At 70.3% G+C, this 20,633-nt stretch carries 20 protein-coding genes, 1 tRNA gene and 1 other RNA gene; 16 read left to right on the top strand and 6 right to left on the bottom strand.

The window, feature by feature from the left end; genetic code table 11:
- Positions 1-255: 255 nt before the first annotated feature.
- Together ACFCLZ_RS18110 and ACFCLZ_RS18105 are read right to left on the bottom strand one after the other, a co-directional pair.
- Positions 256-825, bottom strand: coding sequence for a peptide deformylase (locus ACFCLZ_RS18110; RefSeq protein WP_380285949.1), 570 nt, complete (start codon positions 823-825; stop codon positions 256-258).
- Complete coding sequence (locus tag ACFCLZ_RS18105) at positions 822-1,793, bottom strand: multiprotein-bridging factor 1 family protein (RefSeq protein WP_380285948.1); 972 nt, start codon at positions 1,791-1,793, stop codon at positions 822-824. Before ACFCLZ_RS18105 ends, ACFCLZ_RS18110 begins: the two co-directional genes overlap by 4 nt.
- A 143-nt stretch (positions 1,794-1,936) precedes the next feature.
- Between ACFCLZ_RS18105 and ACFCLZ_RS18100 the strand changes: the two genes are divergently transcribed.
- The 4 genes from ACFCLZ_RS18100 to ACFCLZ_RS18085 are packed head-to-tail and all read left to right on the top strand — an operon-like array spanning position 1,937 to position 5,911.
- Positions 1,937-3,091 (top strand): glycosyltransferase, encoded by a 1,155-nt coding sequence (locus ACFCLZ_RS18100; protein WP_380285947.1) that lies wholly within the window; start codon positions 1,937-1,939, stop codon positions 3,089-3,091.
- The gene (locus ACFCLZ_RS18095) at positions 3,088-3,792 is read left to right on the top strand and encodes a hypothetical protein (RefSeq protein ID WP_380285946.1); all 705 of its coding nucleotides are present in this window, start codon (positions 3,088-3,090) and stop codon (positions 3,790-3,792) included. Before ACFCLZ_RS18100 ends, ACFCLZ_RS18095 begins: the two co-directional genes overlap by 4 nt.
- Positions 3,789-5,024, top strand: coding sequence for a glycosyltransferase (locus ACFCLZ_RS18090; protein WP_380285945.1), 1,236 nt, complete (start codon positions 3,789-3,791; stop codon positions 5,022-5,024). The genes ACFCLZ_RS18095 and ACFCLZ_RS18090 overlap by 4 nt, the downstream gene beginning before the upstream one ends.
- On the top strand, positions 5,021-5,911 hold the full coding sequence (locus ACFCLZ_RS18085) for a hypothetical protein (protein ID WP_380285944.1): 891 nt from the start codon (positions 5,021-5,023) through the stop codon (positions 5,909-5,911). The genes ACFCLZ_RS18090 and ACFCLZ_RS18085 overlap by 4 nt, the downstream gene beginning before the upstream one ends.
- Here ACFCLZ_RS18085 and ACFCLZ_RS18080 read toward each other — a convergent pair.
- The gene (locus ACFCLZ_RS18080; protein WP_380285943.1) at positions 5,869-6,369 is read right to left on the bottom strand and encodes an ATP-binding protein; all 501 of its coding nucleotides are present in this window, start codon (positions 6,367-6,369) and stop codon (positions 5,869-5,871) included. The genes ACFCLZ_RS18085 and ACFCLZ_RS18080 overlap by 43 nt on opposite strands.
- A 103-nt stretch (positions 6,370-6,472) precedes the next feature.
- Here ACFCLZ_RS18080 and ACFCLZ_RS18075 point away from each other — a divergent pair, with 103 nt between their 5' ends.
- Positions 6,473-7,390, top strand: a complete 918-nt coding sequence (locus ACFCLZ_RS18075; protein WP_380285942.1) for an FkbM family methyltransferase — start codon at positions 6,473-6,475, stop codon at positions 7,388-7,390.
- Positions 7,391-7,477: 87 nt separating this feature from the next.
- Complete coding sequence (locus tag ACFCLZ_RS18070) at positions 7,478-7,954, top strand: NUDIX domain-containing protein (protein ID WP_380285941.1); 477 nt, start codon at positions 7,478-7,480, stop codon at positions 7,952-7,954.
- 701 nt (positions 7,955-8,655) lie between these two features.
- Here ACFCLZ_RS18070 and ACFCLZ_RS18065 read toward each other — a convergent pair.
- Complete coding sequence (locus ACFCLZ_RS18065) at positions 8,656-8,955, bottom strand: DnaB-like helicase N-terminal domain-containing protein (protein WP_380285939.1); 300 nt, start codon at positions 8,953-8,955, stop codon at positions 8,656-8,658.
- Between the two features lie 206 nt (positions 8,956-9,161).
- On the opposite strand from ACFCLZ_RS18065, the gene ACFCLZ_RS18060 reads away from it, so the two are divergent.
- The 3 genes from ACFCLZ_RS18060 (at position 9,162) to ACFCLZ_RS18050 (ending at position 11,610) form a co-directional block, all read left to right on the top strand.
- Positions 9,162-9,704: a helix-turn-helix domain-containing protein gene (locus ACFCLZ_RS18060; RefSeq protein ID WP_380285938.1), complete on the top strand. Its 543-nt coding sequence runs from the start codon at positions 9,162-9,164 to the stop codon at positions 9,702-9,704.
- 363 nt (positions 9,705-10,067) lie between these two features.
- Positions 10,068-10,373, top strand: a complete 306-nt coding sequence (locus ACFCLZ_RS18055; protein ID WP_380285937.1) for a helix-turn-helix domain-containing protein — start codon at positions 10,068-10,070, stop codon at positions 10,371-10,373.
- Positions 10,374-10,383: 10 nt separating this feature from the next.
- Positions 10,384-11,610, top strand: coding sequence for a tyrosine-type recombinase/integrase (locus ACFCLZ_RS18050; RefSeq protein WP_380285936.1), 1,227 nt, complete (start codon positions 10,384-10,386; stop codon positions 11,608-11,610).
- A 118-nt stretch (positions 11,611-11,728) separates the two neighbouring features.
- Here ACFCLZ_RS18050 and ACFCLZ_RS18045 read toward each other — a convergent pair whose 3' ends face one another.
- Both ACFCLZ_RS18045 and ACFCLZ_RS18040 read right to left on the bottom strand, forming a co-directional pair.
- Positions 11,729-13,006 (bottom strand): hypothetical protein, encoded by a 1,278-nt coding sequence (locus ACFCLZ_RS18045; RefSeq protein ID WP_380285935.1) that lies wholly within the window; start codon positions 13,004-13,006, stop codon positions 11,729-11,731.
- 286 nt (positions 13,007-13,292) lie between these two features.
- Positions 13,293-13,377: transfer RNA gene (locus ACFCLZ_RS18040), tRNA-Ser, on the bottom strand.
- Positions 13,378-13,507: 130 nt separating this feature from the next.
- Here ACFCLZ_RS18040 and ffs point away from each other — a divergent pair.
- From ffs to ACFCLZ_RS18005, 7 genes are all read left to right on the top strand, one after another.
- Positions 13,508-13,604: signal recognition particle sRNA small type (ffs, locus tag ACFCLZ_RS18035), an RNA gene on the top strand.
- A 60-nt stretch (positions 13,605-13,664) separates the two neighbouring features.
- Positions 13,665-15,842, top strand: coding sequence for a DNA polymerase III subunit gamma and tau (locus ACFCLZ_RS18030; RefSeq protein ID WP_380285933.1), 2,178 nt, complete (start codon positions 13,665-13,667; stop codon positions 15,840-15,842).
- Between the two features lie 70 nt (positions 15,843-15,912).
- Positions 15,913-16,251: a YbaB/EbfC family nucleoid-associated protein gene (locus tag ACFCLZ_RS18025; RefSeq protein ID WP_350558752.1), complete on the top strand. Its 339-nt coding sequence runs from the start codon at positions 15,913-15,915 to the stop codon at positions 16,249-16,251.
- 180 nt (positions 16,252-16,431) lie between these two features.
- The gene (gene recR, locus ACFCLZ_RS18020; protein WP_380285932.1) at positions 16,432-17,031 is read left to right on the top strand and encodes a recombination mediator RecR; all 600 of its coding nucleotides are present in this window, start codon (positions 16,432-16,434) and stop codon (positions 17,029-17,031) included.
- Positions 17,024-17,776, top strand: coding sequence for a DUF5063 domain-containing protein (locus tag ACFCLZ_RS18015; RefSeq protein ID WP_380285931.1), 753 nt, complete (start codon positions 17,024-17,026; stop codon positions 17,774-17,776). The genes recR and ACFCLZ_RS18015 overlap by 8 nt, the downstream gene beginning before the upstream one ends.
- Positions 17,777-18,089: 313 nt before the next feature.
- Positions 18,090-19,370 (top strand): aspartate kinase, encoded by a 1,281-nt coding sequence (locus tag ACFCLZ_RS18010; RefSeq protein WP_380285930.1) that lies wholly within the window; start codon positions 18,090-18,092, stop codon positions 19,368-19,370.
- Positions 19,367-20,491 (top strand): aspartate-semialdehyde dehydrogenase, encoded by a 1,125-nt coding sequence (locus ACFCLZ_RS18005; RefSeq protein WP_380285929.1) that lies wholly within the window; start codon positions 19,367-19,369, stop codon positions 20,489-20,491. Before ACFCLZ_RS18010 ends, ACFCLZ_RS18005 begins: the two co-directional genes overlap by 4 nt.
- The last annotated feature ends 142 nt before the right edge of the window (positions 20,492-20,633 follow it).

Raw genomic sequence — 20,633 nt, 5'->3', positions numbered from 1 at the left:
AGGTGCACCCAGCCAGCCGGCCACGTCGTGTACCAACGCCAGAGGCGTCTGTCCCTGAGCATGAGCCACGAGAAGGCAGATCAAGGCTAGGCACCCGGCTACCGACGAGAGCAAGCGGTACGGAACATCGAAGGGGCTCAGGTCACGAAGATCCTTGAGCAAGGTGAGCATGGTTCTCCCGCTGTGGGGTCAATCGGACGAGGGCCAGAGTAGGCCGCGAGTCCTCACTCACCCGTTTGCAGCAGGCCTGGTCGACTACTGCTCGTAGGCCCATGCCTGCCCTGTCTGCCGGTATTTCTCGACAGGGATGGGGGTAATTCCGGGGCGCATGCGGGCGGCGTACAGGAGACCGTTGAGGTGGTCGATCTCGTGGTGAATCAGGCGGGCGAGTCCGCGTTCGAAGGTGGTGGCGGTCAGTTGGCCGTCCAGGGTGGTGGTCTCCACGGTGATTCGCAGTGGTCGGGGGACCAGACCGCGAACATCGAAGAAGGAGAGGCAGCCTTCGAACTGCTCGTCAGTCTCGATGGAGTGGTCGGTGATGCGGGGGTTTAGCAGGGCGATCGCCGGTGCTCCGGGCTCGGCCGGCTGGACGATGGCGGCGGCCCGGCCGATCCCGATCTGCGGTGCCGCGATACCCATGCCCTTGGCGAACGGGTGGACCTTGCCGATGCGCTCCATCGCGGTGAACAGCTTCTCAATGACCTGCTCGGCGGCCCTGCGCTCAGTGGGCAGGTCGAACGCTCGGGCGGGCTCGGCGAGTACGGGCTCGCCCTCCTGGACGACGCCGAGGTCACGCATCTGCTCGCTGGGCCGCACCTGGATCACCTGAACTCCCCTTGGTTGGTGTCGCGTTCGGGTCGGGCCCGGAACCGCCATTCCAGACGGTACCGGGCGTGGAGGGCCGGTGTGGTCGTGCTCCAGGAGAAGACGCGCATCCCGTCCTCATCGCGCCGGATCGGGGCGGTCCGCAGCGGCGCCGCCTCGGCCGTCATGGACGTCTCCATACCCCACACTGCTGGGTCGAGGTCGGCTGGGAAGGCGAGTTCGACTTCCAGGTGCTCGGTGGGCAGGCGGACCGCGCGCTGGAACCAGCGGCCCCACTTCTTCTCGCCGACCGAGTAGGCGTACTCGATCCAGACCTCCTCGCCCGGATACAGCGGGTAGCGGCCCTGCTCGTTCTCGAAGAGCAGCCACACCTCCTTGAACGCGTCGCGGTCGTGCTTGGCCTGCCAGTTCATCGCCTCGCCTCGGCAGGTCGCGGTCATCGCGAGCTCGTCCCAGGTAAGCGGGTGCTCGCGGTAGTGGGCGTTGGAGCGCTCCGGCTCGCCGGGGTAGCGGTCGACGCTGATACGGATCAGGTAGCGGGTGATCGGCTCGCTGCCGGTATTCCGCAGCAGCCGACGCATCGTCAGCCGGTACTCGGAGCCGTCGAAATCCAGGCGGGCGCCGTCGTGGGCCACGATGATCGCTGAGCCCGTCGCGTAAGGCTGCTCGGGGCGGCGCGGGGCCGGCAGAGCCGCAGCCGGGGCTGCTCGGTTCTTGGCGGCCTCGTAGTCCAGCCAGCGCTTCCAGACGGCCTTGCCCGCGTTGAGGGTCTCCTCCGAGCGACGCGCGAAGTCCTCGGTCGGCTTGTGCCGACCGGATTCCACGTGGCTCACGTACGACGGGTCGAAGCCCATCTTGAGGGCGAGTCCCCGCTTGGACAGGCCGCGCACCTCGCGCCAGTACGAGACCTCCGCTGCGAACGCCTCGGCGGCTTGCTCAACGGTCGGGCTGTCGTCGCGCTCGTCCATCAAGGCCCCCGCCCTGGCTGCTGGATGAGATGAATGAACCGTGAGTGATCTCGATTCATCATTCTGTCACGGCCATGGTCGCCGGTTTCCTTCTTTTGCCAGCCCGGGTCGACACCCGGGCCGAGAGAGGGAGGGCCCAAGCGATGCGCTTGCTGTACCTGCTCAACGTCTCCAACTCCAGCCAGCTGACTGCCGACTCCGGCTACACCTTCGCCGACATGCTCACCCCGGCCCTGGCCGACGCCGGGGTCGAGGTCACCGTGGCCGCTCCCGTCCCGGCCGGCGACGACCGCGTGCAGTTCGTGCGGACCACGTCGCCCTCGACCAAGTACCGGGCCCGCTTCAACCCGGGCGTCGGCGCCCTGGTGCGGCTGTTCCGCCGCCAGCAGCCCGAAGTGGTCGTGGCCAACCAGATCGAGGCCGCCCCCGCGATCCGCGCCGCGCTCCTGGAAGCCGGAGTGGACGCGCGGATCGCCGGCTACTGCCACTACCTGCCGTTCTCCTTCACCGACACCGGCCAGCTGGAGCTGGACCCCGCGATGGACGACGGCGGTCTGGGCCGCAGCGTGCTGCTGGCCTTCTCCGCCGGTCTCGCGGCCTGCGACCGCGTCCTGGTCCACTCCGGCACCGCCGCCTCGTGGACGGCCGCTGTCGCCGCCCGCACCGGCGTCGAGCTCACCGACAAGTTGCACGTGGTCCCCGCCCCCAGGGACGTGCGCCTGGTTCGCGACCCTGCCGAGATCACCCCGCCGCAGGGCCGGGCGGTCGGCATCTACAACCACCGCCTGTACGCCCACTACGGCACCGCCCGCTTCACCCAGCTCGCCCGCCACCTCGTCGCCGAGGCCCCGGTGCGGTTGACCGTGATGGACCTGTTCGGCGCCCGCAGCGCCGAGCGGATCCGCCTGGATCCCAGCCCCGAGCGGAACCTGGAGGAGCTGGCGGCCGTGGACGGCGTCGCCATCGCCTCCGACCGCGGCGACCGGGTCCGCTACCGCAACCTGCTGGCCGGCGCCCACTTCGGCATCGCGCCGTTCCGGCCTGGCTGCCCCTGGTCCATGTCGGTCATCGACTGCCAGGCGATGGGCCTGCCGGTGATCGGCCCTCGCATCGACTGGCTGGCCGAGCACCTTGACCCGGAGCTGGTGTTCGACACCGACGACCAGGCCGTCCGGATCGCCGAACGCCTCGCCACCGACCCCGAGTTCTACCTGGTGCACGCCCAGCGCGCGCTCGCCTCCACCACGGACCTGACGCCCGTTGCGGTGGCTGCACGCTACCTGGAGGCGATCAAGTGACCGGCTTCGATGCGGTCCTGCTCTCCTACGACGAGCCGCTGGCCGACTCCCTGCACACCCGCCTGGCCCGCGTGCTGGGCGGAACCGTCAAGCGTCTGCACGGGGTGCGCGGGATGCACCGTGCCTACCGGCTCACGGCCGAACTCGTCGACACCGACCAGTTCTTCCTCGCTGACGGCGACTTCGCCATCGACCCCGCCTTCCCCGCCGGCGCGGTGGATCCGCTGGCAGCGGGCGTGTCGATGCGGGTCTGGCGGGCCGTCAATCCGGTCAACGGGCTCACCTACGGCTACGGCGGCCTCAAGCTGATCCGCACCAGCGCACTGCGGGAGATGGGCCAGGCCGTCGACGTGCTGGCCGCGCTGCCCGGCCGGGTCGAGTTCAGCCCGCACACCGCCGGGACCACCCTGTTCAACCAGACCCCGTTCCACGCCTGGAAGGCGGGCTTCCGGGAGTGCGCGATGCTCGCGCGCGGCAGTGAGTACGGCATGACTGACGCCTCCGCCCAGGAACGCATCGACGCCTGGACGGCCAGCAAGGACGGCGACTTCGCCGACTACGCGGCAGCCGGGGCCCGCGACGGCCTGGAGTTCGCCCGCACTGCGGCCCGCGACCCCAAGCGCTTCGAGGCGCTCAACGACCCACCCTGGCTGCACCGGCACTTCATCACGCTGCACGGCGAGCAGGCGGTCGCCGGATGAGCACCCGCTACGGGCCGCTGGTCCTGATCGAGCCGCACGCGCACCTAGGCGGCGGGCACCACCAGCGCACACTGACGGCGCTCGCCGCCGCCCGCCCGGGTGCCGTGGCCATCACCCCGCAGGGGATCGCGGACGGACTCGGTCCGCTGCTGAGGGCCGGCTCCTGCTTCGCCGCCGGACCGGTGGGTCCGGCGGCGAAGGCCCTGTTGGCCGCAGCACGCGCGGCGGAACGCGTCTCAACCGCTGGCAAGCGGGCCTTCCGCTCACGGCGCTGGCCGCTGCCGCTCCGCCGGCTGCCGCACCAGGTCACCCTGATCGCCCGCTGCCTGACCGAAGCCGGATGCCTGCGTACCGCCCGCCGCCTCGCCCCTCAGCCGGCGGCCGTGGTGATCCTCAGCGCGAGCGAAGCCCTGCACGGCATGGCCGCCCTGCTTGGCGGCACCCCACACCTGCGGTTCATCCACGAGCTGGTCACCACCGAAGACTCGCCGGTCCGTCTGCTGGGTCGGCTCGCCCGGCGGAGCGAGAAGCACGTGGTCGCCCTCTATCCGACCACCGCCGTCCGCGACCGGCTCTCCCCGGTCTTCCCCCACCTCCCAGGCCGGGTTCGGGCGTTCGCGGTCGACGACGGTCGGCCCCTCACCGCCGCCGAGCGCGACGGTGCCCGCGCCGCCTTCACCATCCCCGCCTCGGCGACGGCGGTCTGCCTGGTCGGCGGCTGGTGGCCCTACAAGGACATCGCCACCATCGATGCCGCCCTGGCCCGCCTCACCAAGCCGCTACACGTCCTGGTCTGCGGCACTCCGCTGGACGACGCGGTACTCGCACGCTGGCACCGCATGCCTCGTGTCCGGGTCCACACCGTCCCCGGCCCGGTCGGCGAGGACGTCCTCCGGTTGGTCTATGCCGCCGCCGATGCCGCCGTGGTGGCCCGGCGTCCCGGCACCGGCAAGGAATCCGGCCTGGTCATGGACGCCGTCCGGCTCGATGTCCCGCTGATCGTCTCCGACCACGACCCGGACCTGACCGAGCGGCTGGTCGGGCAGCCCTGGGCCCAGGTGTTCCCGGCCGGCGACCCGGGTGCCCTGGCCGCCGCGCTGGACGCTCTGGCGGACGGGCCGCCGGAGCGGCCGGGGCCGAAGGCACCCACGGCGCTGGACATGCTGCCGGCAGCCGAGCAGGCCGCCTACCTCATCGACACCTACACCGACCTGATCAAGGAGTACCGATGACGCCCGCCGCCCCCACGCTGGTCGCCGTGATCGGCCCGGTCGAACCGGCCCTGCTGACCGCCTGGACCGCTCACTACCGCCGACTCGGCATCGATCGCTTCCACCTCGCCTTCCACTTCGCCGAGCACGTCCCCGACGCCTGGCGTCGCCAGTTGCTGGGCACTGCCCGGGAACTCGACCTGCCCACCGGCCAGGTCAGCACCGGGCCGTGGCACGAGCACACCAACACTGAACTGCGCGACGCTCTGCGCCGGCAGGCCGGCCCCGGCTGGCACCTGCTCGCCGACTCCGACGAGTTCCACACCTACCCGGCCACGCTCAGCGACGTGGCGGCGGAGGCCGAGGAGAACGGTCGGGCGGTCGTGGGCGGGCTGATGCTCGACCGCGTCAGCGCGGACGGCCGACTCGCCCTCTGGCGGCCCGAGAGCGGGCTTGACTGTGCTTTCCCGCTCGGTGGGCACCTCACCCACCGCCTCCTGCAGGGCGACCCTCGCAAGATCGTCCTCGCGCTCTCCGATGTCACGGTCGCCTCCGGCAACCACCGTGCCCCCGGCCGCAGGCCCGACTCGCACACGCTCGCGTGCGTCCACCACTTCAAGTGGCGCGCCGGCGTCTTGGACGACCTGCGCCGCCGTGTCGACCGCTTCACCTCCGGCGCCTGGACCGAGCACACCCCGGCCGTCCGGACCGAGGCCACCCGGCTGCTGCAGCACATCGACCGCCACCACGGCCGGATCGACGTCTCCGACCCCCGCCTGGCCTTCCGCCACGTCACCCTCGACCGCCTGCCCGACGACTGGGCCGCCGAAGCCGCCCAGATCCACGCCGCCTGGCGCCCGCCCCGTCAGAGCCAGCCCGGCTCCACGATCTCCTCGCCCTCGTCCTGAGGCGCCTCGAACCGCGCGAAGAAGTCGTCCAGAGCCTCAGGGGTCACGATCAGCGCGTTCGCGTCCCCCCGCTGGTTGCGCTCGGCCAGCCTGCGCAGCAGCTCGTCCCGATCGACGGGGAAGTACAGCAGCCGCCACCGACCGCCGGCCGACTCCACCAGCTGCTTCATCGCGTCACGGTCCTTCCGCTGCCACAGTCCGTGGTCCCACACCACGTCCCGGCCCTCGGAGACCAGCTCGACCAGCCGGGAGTGCAGCTCGGCGACGACCGGGGCCTCCTTCTCGAAGTAGGTGTTCTCCGGATAGTCGATCCCATACCGGCCGTGCTGCTCGTGGACGGCCTCGTCTACCGACAGCCGCACTGCATCCTGCGGCTCCAGCTCCCGCTGGGCGTAGGTCGTCTTCCCCGAACCGGTGAGCCCCACCAGCAGGAACACCACCGGACCACTCTCGGTCACCGACAACTCCCCTCACCGCCACCAGCGTTCACCGGCAAGTCTGCCACCACGGGCGGCTCCGGGAACCGCGTCCCGCACCCGCCGCCACTCGAAGGAGCACAGCGTGTCTGCCTCCGCCCTCGCCCGCCTGCTGCGGGCCTACGTTCGCCACGCACCCGGAACTGTCGGCAAGGCCCAGCTCGTCGACCGTTTCCTCGACGACCACCTGCGAACCCGTCCCCTCCACACCGCTGCCCGGTTGCGCTCGGGTGACCTGGTCACCGTCACCACCAGCGACGTCATCCAGCGCTACCAGTACCTCTTCGGCGAGTGGGAGCCGAACCTGAGCGCCTTCCTGCGCGACCGCCTGCGGCCTGGGGACACCTTCGTCGACGTCGGGGCCCACCGTGGTGCGTTCAGCCTCCTGGCCTCCCACGCAGTCGGACCGACCGGCAGAGTCGTCGCCATCGAGCCCACCCTGCAGTTCCATGACGACCTCACCACCGCGGCCACCGCCAACCACCGGACCAACGTCCGCACCGTCCGCGCCGCCGCCTCCGACCTCACCGGCACGCTGACCCTCTACCTGGAGGACCCGGCCAACCTCGGTCACACCACCGCCATCCGGCCCCGCCACGTCCACACCACCTTCCACGTGCCAGCCGCACCGCTCACCGAACTCCTCGGCCAGGCCGAACTCGACACCGCTCGAGTCATCAAGATCGACGTCGAGGGCGCCGAGGCGGCGGCGGTCAGGGGACTGCTGCCCGCGCTGCCGCACCTGCGCGAGGACGTCGAGCTGGTCGTGGAAGTCACCCCCAAGCTCCTGGCCAAGCAGGGCGAGAGTGCCGCCGGCATCATCGACGCCCTGCACGAGCACGGCTTCCACCCGTACACGCTCACCAACGACTACGACCCGGCCACCTACCCCCAGGCCATGCGCCGACCGCTGCCGCCCGTCCGGTGCACCGAGACCCCGGAGCACATGACCGACCTGGTCTTCTCGCGCACCGACGCCGACCGGCTCACGCTCGGGCGCTGAGCACCCACGCCGCCCTAGCTGCGGAGCCAGCCTCAGCCACCCGCCCGGACCACCGGACCTCCGGCACTTCAACAAGGAGTGGGCACCGTGACCACCACCAGCGTGATGAACAGCCGCAACGCGGTCAGCGTGATCGTCCACGACCAGGACACCGACACGATCGCCGCCGTGCTCTACGCCGCCCGCAACTGGTCCCCCCAGCCGGCCTGGACCGTCCCCGGTGGCAAGGTCGAGCCCGGTGAAGCCCTGGACGAGGCCGCCGCCCGCGAGCTCAAGGAGGAGACCGGCCTGCTCGTCGACCCGGCCGATCTCGTACTCGTCCATGTCATCCACGTCGAGCAGGGCTTTGACCAGGCCGGGCAGTTCGTCCTCTTCGTCTTCGCCACCGACAGGTGGACCGGCGAACTGACCAACACCGAGCCGGACAAGCATCTGGCCGCCCAGTGGGTCGAGGCGGATCGCTTCCCCGAGCCCGCGTTCCCGACCTCCGTGCAGGCACTGGCCGCCTACCGCGATGGAGGTCCCTCTTTCTTCCGGTACGGATGGTCGGTCGCCACGGTGTGAGGGGGCGATGTTGGTTGGGCATCCTCCCGCTCGGAAGCTGCCACCGGGTGGGAGGATGCGGGCTCCCGTATGGCGGCCGGCTGCGTTGCCTTCGCACCCCTGGGCGAGGGCAACTGCTCCTCCAAGGGGAGCGGGCGGGGTAAGGACTCCTTGCCCCACAACTTGCTCCGCCTTGGCGGTGCCGGGGTAAGCATCGCTTATCCCACAACTTGCTCCGGCTCCAGACGGCCTGACAGAGGCTTGGACGATGAGGCGTCCACGCCGGTGCGTACACGCGAGCCCCCTTCTAGAGGGGGGCTCGCGCGTGAACGCTGGGTCGGGTGGACGGCGTGTACGACTTCGTGATCGCTCTATCTGCGGTTTCTGTGCTCTGCGTGGACGATGTGAGCGGTTGTCGCCACGCTTGTTGCGAGATGGCTGCGTGGACGGCCCCGTGAACGGGACCACGTCCCGCCACTGCCGCCTGGGATGGTTGGTGATCCGCACGCTGACCGGCGGCAAAGGCTGCGACCGGTGCGGTCGCCTGAGCCGGTTGCCACGGTTCGCAGGGGCGCTGACCGATGCGGTCACTCCGGTCAGCGCGGTCAGTGGGAGTGAGCGACTGACCGACCCGCCGGTCACTGTCTCCGGTCAGAACGACGGACTGACCGGAGACAGTGGTCAGTGCACTGTCCCCGGTCACCTCGGTGACCGCCGCAAGGTCAGGAGGCGGCGGTGATGTGCCGCGCAGACGGGCGGTACCTGGCCTGCTGGCCGCCTCCGACACCACCCGCGGTGCCCTCGCTCTTGACCGCCAGTCCGCTCTTGACCAGGCGGTCCAGGTGGCGGCGGGCCTTCTCCACCGCCTGGTGGTTCAGCATGCAGGCACCGAGGACCGCCTGTTCGGCGTCGACGTTGTGAGGCGGCTCTCCGGAGGTGGGGCCGACGTGAGCGTTCGACTCGTCGCCCCGTCGCCCGTCGTTGGATGACGGCTTTGACGGCGGGGCCGTAGGCTTGTCCACAGCGGTGTCCTCACTCGGAGGCGCTGGGCGGCTACCCGGTTCCTCCGTTGTCGACTGTTCCAGGGATGGGCGGTTTCGAGGTTCTGCTTCGGCCCTCGGCGTTCGTAGCGCCGGGGGCCTTTGTGTTGTCGCGATGCCGGGTGGCTGGCCCGGCTCGTCGATGCGGTTCGGCTTAGTTGCGTTTCGCTTTGCATCACGTTAACGTCGTGCTCGGCGCATTGCAAATGGGCTTAACGACGATGCATGGAGGGTTGATCGTGGCTGGTGCGGATCCGAGACGGCGACTGGAAGGGGAGGAGAACGTCGCCAAACGCATCAAGATGGAGCGCGAGGCGCGCGGGTGGAGTACTGCCACGCTCGCGGAGCGTCTGACCGAGGCCGGCTACCCGCTCAACCAGTCGGCGGTGTGGCGCATCGAGAGCGGTGAACCGCGTCGCAGGGTGAACCTGGACGAGGCCATCGGCTTCGCCAAGGTCTTCGACATCTCCCTGGACAACCTGGTCGGGCCACCCGAGATCGCTGCCAACGCCCACGTGAAGCGGTTGCTGGCGGAGTTTGCCGAGAGCTGGCAGAAGTCCGTCACCGCTCGCAAGGAGATGAATCGCGCCCGTGACGCGCTCGATGCCTACGGCGCAGCCCACCCGAACCTTGCCGAACTCATCAGCGCGATGATCACCCAGGTCGTGGCTGACGAGGCTGGTGACGACCACCACTCGCCGAGCCTTCCGCCCGGCTCGCCCGACGCCTAGGGTCTCGCTGACCCAGGAGCCGCGACGTAGCCCGTCGCCCCCAACGGCGGCCTTGGCCACTTGAGGGTGCCTGCTGCACGTTGCCGAGTCCGCACGTCACTCCTGCCGCTGATCCGATGAGGACCAGATCATGCTGGACGTTCGGTGGTTTGGTGCGGCCGTAATCAACCGCTAACGTCCCCTCCCGCCGGTCCGACCACGGGCTTTGCCCGCCCGTGGAGCCTCGACCCGTCATGCCTTCCGCAACCCCTTGGTGCTACGAACTCCGGGGTTACAACGCGGGCCCATACAACCGATTCGCCCATCCCTGGAACACCGACAACGGCGGCGCATAGCCGAAAGCGCCGCCGGGATAGGACACCCATGCCCGAAACATCGTTGGAGCTTGCCCGGGTGGCCCGCGCTCTCGGCACTACCGAGCGCGTCCTCCTCCGCCTGATCGCAGATCAGGGCGGTGGTACAGCCGACCCGACGCTCGTCGCCCTCACCGTCGAGGAAGCCGCCCGCCGTCTCGGCGTCGGCCGGACGACCACGTACGCCCTGGTCGCCTCCGGCGAAGTCCCGTCCGTGACGATCGGCCGCCTCCGCCGAGTGCCCGCCGAGGCGCTCAAGGAGTACGTGGCCGCCCGCACGGCCGCCGCCGCTTCGAACGTCGCCCTTGCGGCCTGAGGGGGCGCAGATGGCGAAGACCCGCAAACCCAACGGCGACTCCTCGATCTACGAGAGTAGCGACGGCCGCTGGCACGGCCGCGTCACGGTCGGCGTCACGGTCGGCGTCAAGGACGACGGCACCCCCGACCGCCGCCACGTCAGTGCCAAGACCCGGCCCGAGGTCACGGCCAAGGTCCGCAAGCTGGAGAAGCTGCGCGACGACGGCACCGTGCCCAAGGCCGGCCAGAAGTGGACGGTCGGCAAGTGGCTGACCCACTGGATAACCGAGATCGTCCCCGGCACCGTCAGCGAGAACACGTACGCCGGATACGAGGTGGCCGTCCGCGTCCACCTCGTCCCGGGCCTGGGCGCGCACCGCCTGGAGAAGCTGGAACCCGAGCACCTGGAGCGCTTCTACAAGAAGATGCAGGCCGCTGGCAGCGCCGCCGGAACCGCGCACCAGGCCCACCGCACCATCCGTGTCGCCCTCGGCGAGGCCCAGCGGCGCGGTCATCTCACCCGCAACGTGGCCACGATCGCCAAGGCCCCGAAGCTCGAAGAGGAGGAGGTCGAGCCATTCGAGATCGAGGAGGTCCAGGCGCTCATTGACACGGCGCGTAAGAGCCGCAACTCCGCTCGCTGGATCTTCGCGCTCGCCCTCGGCCTGCGGCAGGGCGAGGTGCTCGGGCTCCAGTGGAAGGACGTTGATTTCAAGCGCGGTGTCGCCTGGGTCAAGCGCGGCCGGCTGCGGCCCAAGTACCGGCACGGTTGCGGCGACCGCTGCGGGCGCAAACCCGGCTTCTGCCCACAGAAGGAGCCGATCCGCCGCGAGACCAAGGACACCAAGTCCCGAGCCGGGCGACGCGCGGTGCCGCTGCCCGAGCAGCTCGTCGCGATCCTCCGGCAGCACAAGGAGGAACAGGGTCGCGAGCGGACCCTCGCTCGCGACCTCTGGACGGACAAGGGCTACGTCTTCACCTCAGAGACCGGGGCGCCGCTCAACCCCAGCACCGACTACCACCACTGGAAGCGGCTCCTGCGCGAGGCCGGCATCCGCGACGGCCGCCTCCACGACGCCCGCCACACCGCCTCGACCGTCCTCCTCCTGCTCGGTGTGCCGGAGCGGATCGTGATGGCGATCATGGGCTGGTCCTCGACCTCGATGGCCCAGCGCTACCAGCACGTCACCGAGCCGATGCTGAACGACGTCGGCAAGAAGATCGGCGCGGCGTTGTGGGGCGGCGGAGCAGGGTAACCAGTCACTGCTGGCAGGCCATAAGGCATGAATGACCGTGGCCGCCCTGCTCCAATTGCATATGCAACTGGAGCAGGGCGGCCACGCCCATCCTGATATGGCTCTCTCGCCAGCAGCGTCAGTTCGTCGACGAGTCCATCTCGGCCCAGATTCTGAGGATGGGGGCCAGTGTGTTCACCACTGCGTCGTCCATGTCATCTGGCTCTGCGCAGATTGCCCGCCCGGAGGCGTCACGCGTGACCAGCGAGATTTGCCCTGCCGTCTTGCCGTCGCGAGTGGCCGCGTACACCGTCAGCGCTTCCATGCGATCCAGCCGGTCCCGAGCCGGGAAGAATACGGTCCCCAGCTCTTCCTCCTTCTTGGTGGGACGCGCAAACCACGACTCCGCGATTACAAGTACTCCATCAGCGTTCATCGCCTTCACCTGACTGGCCAGCTTCTCGAAGGCTAGGATCTTCGAGTTCTGGTTGTAGAAGAGGAGCCCACCCATTTTGATCAGTGCGTCCCCTCGGTAAAGAAATACGAAGGTTCCGTGCTCTCCGTCCGTCTCCATGAGCTGTCGAGCATTCGCCATGAACCCCGGTACGGCGTCGATGGGTCCGCTGGTCGGAATCTCGGCCCGACTACCGTAACGCTCAACGGATTTTGCGATCAGCTCTTCGTCGCGCTCGATGACCAAGGAGGTGGACTCAATCTCGACACCTTCCACCAAGTCGAAGTGAGCCTCCAGGTCGTCCTTGGCATCCACCATGCAGTGCGGGCGCGTGCCTGATGCCCGAAGGCTTGACGTCACACACTCTCGGTCATGTGCCTCTAGGTCGCACATGGGCACGGCAGCCGCCGAGTGGCCTTCGGCGAGCAACTCTTCGAGTCGCGTATACGCCTCGCTCGTCGCATCCAGGAGTTCCCACGCGGGCAGCGCCTTGTCCACCCAGCGTCGCCTGACAGTCATGGTCCCGAAGGGCGGCCGGTAGCGTCGCATGACGTCGTTTGTGATCTCTCGGATCGACATCCTGGGCGGATACTTCGATGACGTGCCAATGGTGCGCTGAAGCCAGTCTTGATGCCATACGACCTGAAGCTCACTGAGAAGCTCCAGATCAGCCTCCTTCGTGATGCGGTTACGCGACTTCACGATCCACCGCATGATCTCATTGCTGCCGGAGCTCTGCTGGAACCGCAGGTACCACTCATCGAAGCCGACGAGTTGAGCCTTCTGCTTTTGCAGCAGCCATGTCACATTCCGCAGGTTCTGGACCAACGAGTTCATGGTCAACCTGAACTCGTGCGGGTCGAAGTACACCTCATGCAGCCGGTGCCACTGGGCGTGGCAATCCATCAGCCGCCGATGGGCGTTGGGCATCGGGCACGGCTGCGCGGCGTCATCTGAGGTCATGCACAGATGCTAGGCGGGTCCCCCCTTAACGCACCTAACAATTTTCCGGTCACATCGAACAGTCGCTACGGCCCTGATCGTGAAGCTGGTGGAGTTGGCCAGCGGTAGCGGCGGCGAGGGCGCGCCAGGGGGTGGATCTGCTGGACTCGCCGCGGCTACTCCGTCGTGGCGCCGGAGCCAGTCGGATGGATCCAGCTGGCGACTGAGACCAAAACTGAGACCACGAGACGACGAAGGCCCGGACCGCTGAGCGGTCCGGGCCGACGTTTGCCCTGGCGGGCGAAGGCGGAGGATACGAGATTCGAACTCGTGAGGGGTTGCCCCCAACACGCTTTCCAAGCGTGCGCCCTAGGCCTCTAGGCGAATCCTCCGAGGGAGAGCTTAGTACATGTTCAGGGGTGCTCGCGACCACGTATCTCGTAGGCGAGGGGTGGGGGTGGCCTGCGGATCCGGGGGTGGGGTGGTGGTGGAGGGGTGGGGCCGGGATCCGGTACTGTGGGGGTCAGCCCCTCGTGTGGCGTTATCTCTCTGAACCCCCCCAGGGCCGGAAGGCAGCAAGGGTAGGAGGGCTCTGGCGGGTGCACGGGGGGTCTTTTCGTTCCCGGGCCGGGACCGGGGGAGGCCGCGTTTGTCGGTCCGTCCCGATATCGTCGGGGGTGTGTCCCTAGCCCTGTACCGCCGCTACCGCCCCGAGACCTTCGCGGAGGTCATCGGGCAGGAGCACGTGACCGCTCCGCTCCAGCAGGCCCTGCGCAACAACAGGGTCAACCACGCCTACCTGTTCAGCGGCCCGCGCGGCTGCGGCAAGACGACGAGTGCGCGCATCCTGGCCCGCTGTCTGAACTGCGAGCAGGGGCCGACGCCGACGCCGTGCGGCGAGTGCCTGTCCTGCCGGGACCTCGCCACGGGCGGGCCCGGGTCGATCGACGTGATCGAGATCGACGCGGCCTCGCACGGTGGTGTGGACGACGCGCGCGAGCTGCGTGAGCGGGCGTTCTTCGCGCCGGTGCACAGCCGGTACAAGATCTTCATCCTGGACGAGGCGCACATGGTGACCTCGGCCGGCTTCAACGCGCTGCTGAAGGTGGTGGAGGAGCCGCCGGAGCACCTCAAGTTCATCTTCGCGACCACCGAGCCGGAGAAGGTGATCGGGACGATCCGGTCCCGGACGCACCACTACCCGTTCCGGCTGGTGCCGCCCGGCACGCTGCGCGACTACCTCGCGGAGGTGTGCGGCCGGGAGGGGATCCAGGTCGAGGACTCCGTGTTCCCGCTGGTGGTGCGGGCCGGTGCCGGGTCGGTGCGTGACTCGATGTCGGTGATGGACCAGCTGCTGGCCGGTGCGGGCGAGGGCGGGGTCACGTACCAGATGGCCACCGCGCTGCTCGGGTACACGGACTCGGCGCTGCTGGACGAGGTGGTGGACGCGTTCTCCGCGCACGACGGGGCGACGGTGTTCCAGGTGATCGACCGGGTGGTCGAGGGCGGGCACGATCCGCGGCGGTTCGTCACGGACCTGCTGGAGAGGCTGCGCGACCTGGTGATCCTCGCCACAGTGCCGGACGCGGGGGAGAAGGGGCTGATCGACGCCCCGGCGGACCGGGTCGCGGTGATGCAGGCGCAGGCGGACGCCTTCGGGGCGGCCGAGCTGAGCCGGGCGGCGGACATCGTCAATACCGGGTTGACGGAGATGCGCGGCAACGCGGCGCCCCGGCTGCAGCTGGAGCTGATCTGTGCCCGGGTGATGCTGCCGGGCGCGTACAGCGACGAGCTGTCGTTGCAGGCGCGGTTGGACAAGCTGGAGCGCAGGGCTGCGGCCGGTGGGATGGCCGGCGGCATGGTCGGGGGGATGGCCGGTGGCCCGGCGGCAGCGGCCGCTCAGGCAGCGGTCGCTCCGGCAGCGGCTCCGGCGGTGATGCCGCAGGTGCAGCAGTCGGCGCCGCAGGCGGCTCCCGTGCAGCCTGCCCCCGCCCCTGCCCCCGCGCCCGCGCAGCCGTCCGGGCCGGCGCCCGGGGCCTGGCCCATCAAGCGGAGCTTCCCGCCGGCCGGGCAGCCGGCCGAGGCCGCGCCCGCACCGGCGGCCCCCGCCCCCGTCGCGGCGCCCGCGCCCGTGCAGGCCCCCGCCCCCGCCCCCGTCGTCGCGACCGTTCCGGCCGCGGCGCCCGGCGGGCAGCCGTCGGCGGCGGCGCAGCAGGGTGCGGCGCAGGTGCGGCAGCTGTGGCCGCAGATCCTGGAGGCGGTGAAGAACCGGCGCCGGTTCACCTGGATCCTGCTCAGCCAGAACGGCCAGGTGGCCGGGTTCGACGGCAGTGTGCTCCAGGTCTCGTTCATCAACGCGGGCGCCCGCGACAGCTTCGTCAGCAGCAACAGCGACGACGTGCTGCGGTCCGCGCTGGCGGACGCGCTGGGTGTGGACTGGCGGGTCGAGTGCATCGTGGACCCGTCGGGCGGGTCGGGAGGCGGTGCCGGCGGTGGGAGCGGCGCCGGCGGGGGCGGCGCCGGCGGGGGCGGCTGGGGTGCTCCGCCGGCGCGTCCGGCGGCGTCCGCGCCCCCGGTGCAGCCCGCCGCTCCGGTGCCCGTCGCGGTGCCCGCACCGCAGCAGCAGCAGCAACAGCCGCCGCAGCCGCAGGCGGCGCCGGCCGCACCGGTGCCCCCGCCCGTCCAGGCTCCGCCCCCGGCGGCCCCGGCGCGCCCCGTGCGGGCGGTGGCCCCGGAGGACGACATCCCGGAGGAGGACGACCCCGATCTCAACGAGGAGGCGTTCTCCGGCCAGGAGCTGATCATCCGCGAGCTGGGCGCCACGGTGCTGGAGGAGATCCGGCACGGTGGGAACTGACCAGCACGTAGGCTCGTCGAGGACGTATCAGAAGACGCACCAGGCGCAGACCGAACGCAAGGAGTGAGCCGTGTTTCCCGGTGGTGGCCAGCCCAACATGCAGGCGCTGCTCAAGCAGGCGCAGAAGATGCAGCAGGACCTCGCCCAGGCGCAGCAGGAGCTGGCCGAGGCGAAGGTGACCGGTTCGGCGGGCGGTGGCCTCGTCGAGGCGACGGTGACCGGTGCCGGGGAGCTGGTGGCGCTGACCATCGCCCCGGCCGCCGTGGACCCGGAGGACACCGAGACGCTGGCGGACCTGGTGCTGGCGGCCGTCCGGGACGCCAACCAGACCGCGCAGAAGATGCAGGCCGAGCGGATGGGCCCGCTGACCCAGGGCCTGGGCGGCGGGATCCCCGGCCTGCCGTTCTGAGCGCGGTGGGACGGTTCGGGGGACGCCGGGCCGTGACGGTCCGGAGTTCAGGCAATGGACCTGTGTGATTTATGCGGGAGTCGGGCGTCGGGCGGTGTGCCCGGCGTCCGATTCGTTGGATGATGGCACCGGAGCACCCCGTGCGGGTGCCACCGGTCCAACCCGAGGGAAGGCGCGACGTTGTACGAGGGCGTGGTTCAGGACCTGATCGACGAACTGGGCAGGCTGCCCGGCGTCGGGCCCAAGAGCGCGCAGCGGATCGCCTTCCACGTCCTGCAGGCCGACCCCGTCGACGTCCGCCGGCTGGCGCACGCGCTGCTGGAGGTCAAGGACAAGGTCCGGTTCTGCGCCGTCTGCGGCAACGTCGCGGAGGCCGAGCGGTGCCGGGTCTGCCTCGACCCGCGCCGTGACCTCGGTGTCATCTGCGTGGTCGAGGAGCCCAAGGACGTCGTCGCCATCGAGCGCACCCGGGAGTTCCGCGGCCGCTACCACGTGCTGGGCGGCGCGATCAGCCCGATCGAGGGCGTGGGCCCGGACGACCTGCGGATCCGGGAGCTGCTGGCGCGGCTCGCGGACGGCACGGTCGCCGAGCTGATCCTGGCCACCGACCCCAATCTGGAGGGGGAGGCGACCGCCACCTACCTGGCCCGGCTTTGCAAGCCGATGGGCCTGAAGGTGACCCGCCTGGCGAGCGGTCTGCCCGTCGGCGGGGATCTGGAGTACGCGGACGAGGTCACGCTCGGCCGTGCCTTCGAAGGGAGACGACTGCTCGATGTCTGACCGGACGATCAACCAGCAGCCCCACACGCCCCACCAGGCCGGACCGGAGCAGGACCGGCGCACCGCCCAGGACGACGCCCCGCACGTCCCACCGGCGCCGCAGGCCCCGCACACGCACGGGCACGGCTCGGAGCCGGACGACTTCGCGGTGCAGATCGCGGACTCGGTGGAGAGTTTCGTGCTCTCGGTGACCGAGGTCGCCAAGGGCGACGAGCCCGGCAGCGCCGTCTCGCTCCTCCTGCTGGAGGTGTCGCAGCTGCTGCTGGCCGGGGGCCGGCTGGGCGCCATCGAGGACGTCGTCCCCGAGGACCGCTTCGAGCCCGACGCCGGGCCGGAGCCGGACGGCGAGCAGCTGCGCGAGCGGCTGGCCGAGCTGCTCGCGCCGATCGACGTCTACCACGAGGTCTTCGACCCGTACGGGCCGCCGGAGAAGCCGAACGCCTTCCGGATCTCGGACGACCTGGCCGGGGTGGTGGGCGAGCTGCAGCACGGGCTCACGCACTACCGCGAGGGCCGGGTCAGCGAGGCGCTCTGGTGGTGGCAGTTCTCGTACCTGTCCAACTGGGGCACCACCTGCACGGCCGTCCTGCGGGCGCTGCAGTCGCTGATCGCCCACGTCCGGCTGGACAGCCCGATCGGGGCGGCGCCGGACGGCGCGGACACCGACAACGACGGGCTCACCGACGAGCAGCTGGAGCAGCAGGCCGGTGACCTGATGGCGGCGGAGCTGGGCCTCGGGCGGTAGGACCCGGAGGCGGTGGGCCGGCGAGTGCGCCGCGAAGTGTGACGGAGGCCTCACTCTCCCGCACGGGGAGGAAAACCCCGGGGCGTCCGTCGGTTCGTCCGCCGATTCTCCGGAACGGCGGGGGCCCGCCAGCAGGACCTGCCGGTGGCGCCGCCCGCACCCCCTCTCACCTGCCGAAACGTGTGTCTCATCATATGGAAAGCGGAGGTCGCAGAGCCCTCGCTCGGTAAACTGGCGCCGACCGCACTGCCCCCGCGACCCGGGGGTGCGGGGGCCGATCGCCCCCGAAGACGACACAAGTCGAGGAGCGCACGTGGGCCTTGTCGTGCAGAAGTACGGCGGCTCATCCGTTGCGGATGCCGAGGGCATCAAGCGCGTGGCCCGTCGAATCGTTGATGCCAAGAAGGCCGGCCATGAGGTCGTCGTCGTGGTGTCCGCGATGGGCGACACGACGGACGAGCTCATCGAACTCGCGGAGAAGGTGTCACCTCTCCCCGCCGGCCGCGAGTTCGACATGCTGCTGACCGCTGGAGAGCGCATCTCCATGGCGCTGCTGGCCATGGCGATCAAATCCCTGGGCCACGAGGCGCAGTCGTTCACAGGCAGCCAGGCCGGTGTCATCACCGACTCCGTCCACAACAAGGCGCGCATCATCGACGTGACGCCGGGCCGCATCCGCACCGCCCTGGACGAGGGCAACATCGCGATCGTGGCCGGCTTCCAGGGCGTCTCGCAGACGAGCAAGGACATCACCACGCTCGGCCGGGGCGGCTCGGACACCACCGCCGTCGCCCTCGCCGCCGCCCTCAAGGCGGAGGTCTGCGAGATCTACACCGACGTGGACGGCGTGTTCACCGCCGACCCGCGCGTGGTGAAGAAGGCCCGCAAGATCGACTGGATCGCGTACGAGGACATGCTGGAGCTGGCCTCGTCCGGATCCAAGGTGCTGCTCGACCGCTGTGTGGAGTACGCGCGCCGCTACAACATCCCGATTCACGTACGCTCGTCCTTCTCGGGCCTCCCCGGGACGATCGTCAGCAACGACAACCCGAACCAGCCCGAAGGGGGCGAGATGGAGCAGGCCATCATCTCCGGAGTCGCCCATGACACGTCCGAGGCGAAGGTCACGGTCGTCGGCGTCCCAGACAAGCCGGGCGAGGCGGCGCGCATCTTCCGTGCCATTGCCGACGCCGAGATCAACATCGACATGGTCGTGCAGAACGTCTCGGCGGCGTCGACCGGCCTGACGGACATCTCCTTCACCCTGCCGAAGACCGAGGGCCAGAAGGCCATCGACGCGCTCGACCGGGTCAGGGAGGGCATCGGCTACGAGTCGCTCCGCTACGACGACGCGATCGGCAAGATCTCGCTGGTCGGCGCGGGCATGCGCTCCAACCCGGGCGTCACCGCGACCTTCTTCGAGGCGCTGTCCGCGGCCGGCGTCAACATCGAGCTGATCTCCACCTCGGAGATCCGCATCTCGGTGGTCACCCGCGCCGAGGACGTCAACGCGGCCGTCCAGGCCGTCCACAGCGCCTTCGGGCTGGACAGTGAGACGGACGAGGCCGTCGTCTACGGAGGCACCGGGCGATGACCCGGCGGCCGAACCTCGTCGTCGTCGGCGCCACCGGCGCGGTCGGCGAGGTGCTCCTCGGCCTGCTCTCCCTCCGCCAGGACGTCTGGGGCGAGATCCGACTCGTCGCCTCCCCGCGCTCGGCCGGCCGCAAGGCGGTCGTGCGCGGGGAGTCCGTCGAGGTGCTCCCGCTCGGCGAGGAGGTCTTCGAGGGGATCGACGTCGCGCTGTTCGACGTCCCCGAGGAGGTCGCCGCCCGCTGGGCGCCGATCGCGGCCGCCAAGGGCGTCGTGGTGGTCGACAACTCCGGCGCGTTCCGGCTGGACGACGCCGTTCCGCTGGTGGTGCCCGAGGTCAACGCGGCAGCCGCCCGGATGCGCTCGCGCGGCATCGTGGCGAGCCCCGACTCCACCACCCTGACCATGATCGCGGCGATCGGCGCGCTGCACGCCGAGTACGGGCTGGAGTCGCTGGTCGTCGCCTCCTACCAGGCCGCCTCCGGGCTCGGCCGGGCCGGTGCGGACGCGCTGCGCACCCAGCTCGCCCAGGTGGCCGGCACCGACGTCGGCGAGCAGACCGGCGACCTGCGCGCGGTGATCGCCGACCACGGGCCGTTCGCGGCCCCGCTCGCGCTCAACGCGGTGCCGTGGACCGGCGTGCTGACGGACGGCGGCTGGTCGTCCGAGGAGCGCACGGTGCGCGACGAGTCCCGCAAGATCCTCGGCCTGCCCCGGCTGAAGGTCTCCGCCACCTGTGTGCGGATCCCGGTGGTGCGCACCCACGCGCTCGCCGTGCACGCGGTGTTCGAGCGCGAGGTCACCCAGGAGCACGCCCGGGAACTCCTGGCGGAGGCCCCCGGGGTGGTGTTGTACGACGACCCGGCGGCGGGGGAGTTCCCCACGCCGAACGACGCGGTCGGGACGGACCCGGTGTGGGCGGGGCGGCTGCGGCGGGCGCTGGACGATCCGAACGCGCTGGACCTCTTCCTCTGCGGGGACAACCTGCGTCGGGGTGCGGCGTTGAACGCGCTTCAGATCGCGGAGCTGGTGGCCGCGGAGTTGGTGGCCGAGTCGGTCGCTGCGGAGTCGGTCGCTGCGGAGCCGGTGGCCGACGATCCGGCGGCCGACGACGACGAGGCGTAGGGCTGCCGCACGCCCCGGGTGGCCCGTTCCGGACGGGGTGTGGGGGCGGTGCCCCGGCCTCTGCGCGGGATGTTCGCCGACTGTGCGAGGAATCCTCGCCGGATCCTCTGGAGGGCCCTTCCGTCCATGCGGAAGAATGTCC

It is taken from the genome of Kitasatospora purpeofusca, assembly GCF_042691725.1.
Lineage (GTDB): Bacteria > Actinomycetota > Actinomycetes > Streptomycetales > Streptomycetaceae > Kitasatospora > Kitasatospora purpeofusca_B.
Note: the sequence above shows the minus strand (reverse complement) of the source record. Positions and strands in the feature narration are given on the sequence as shown.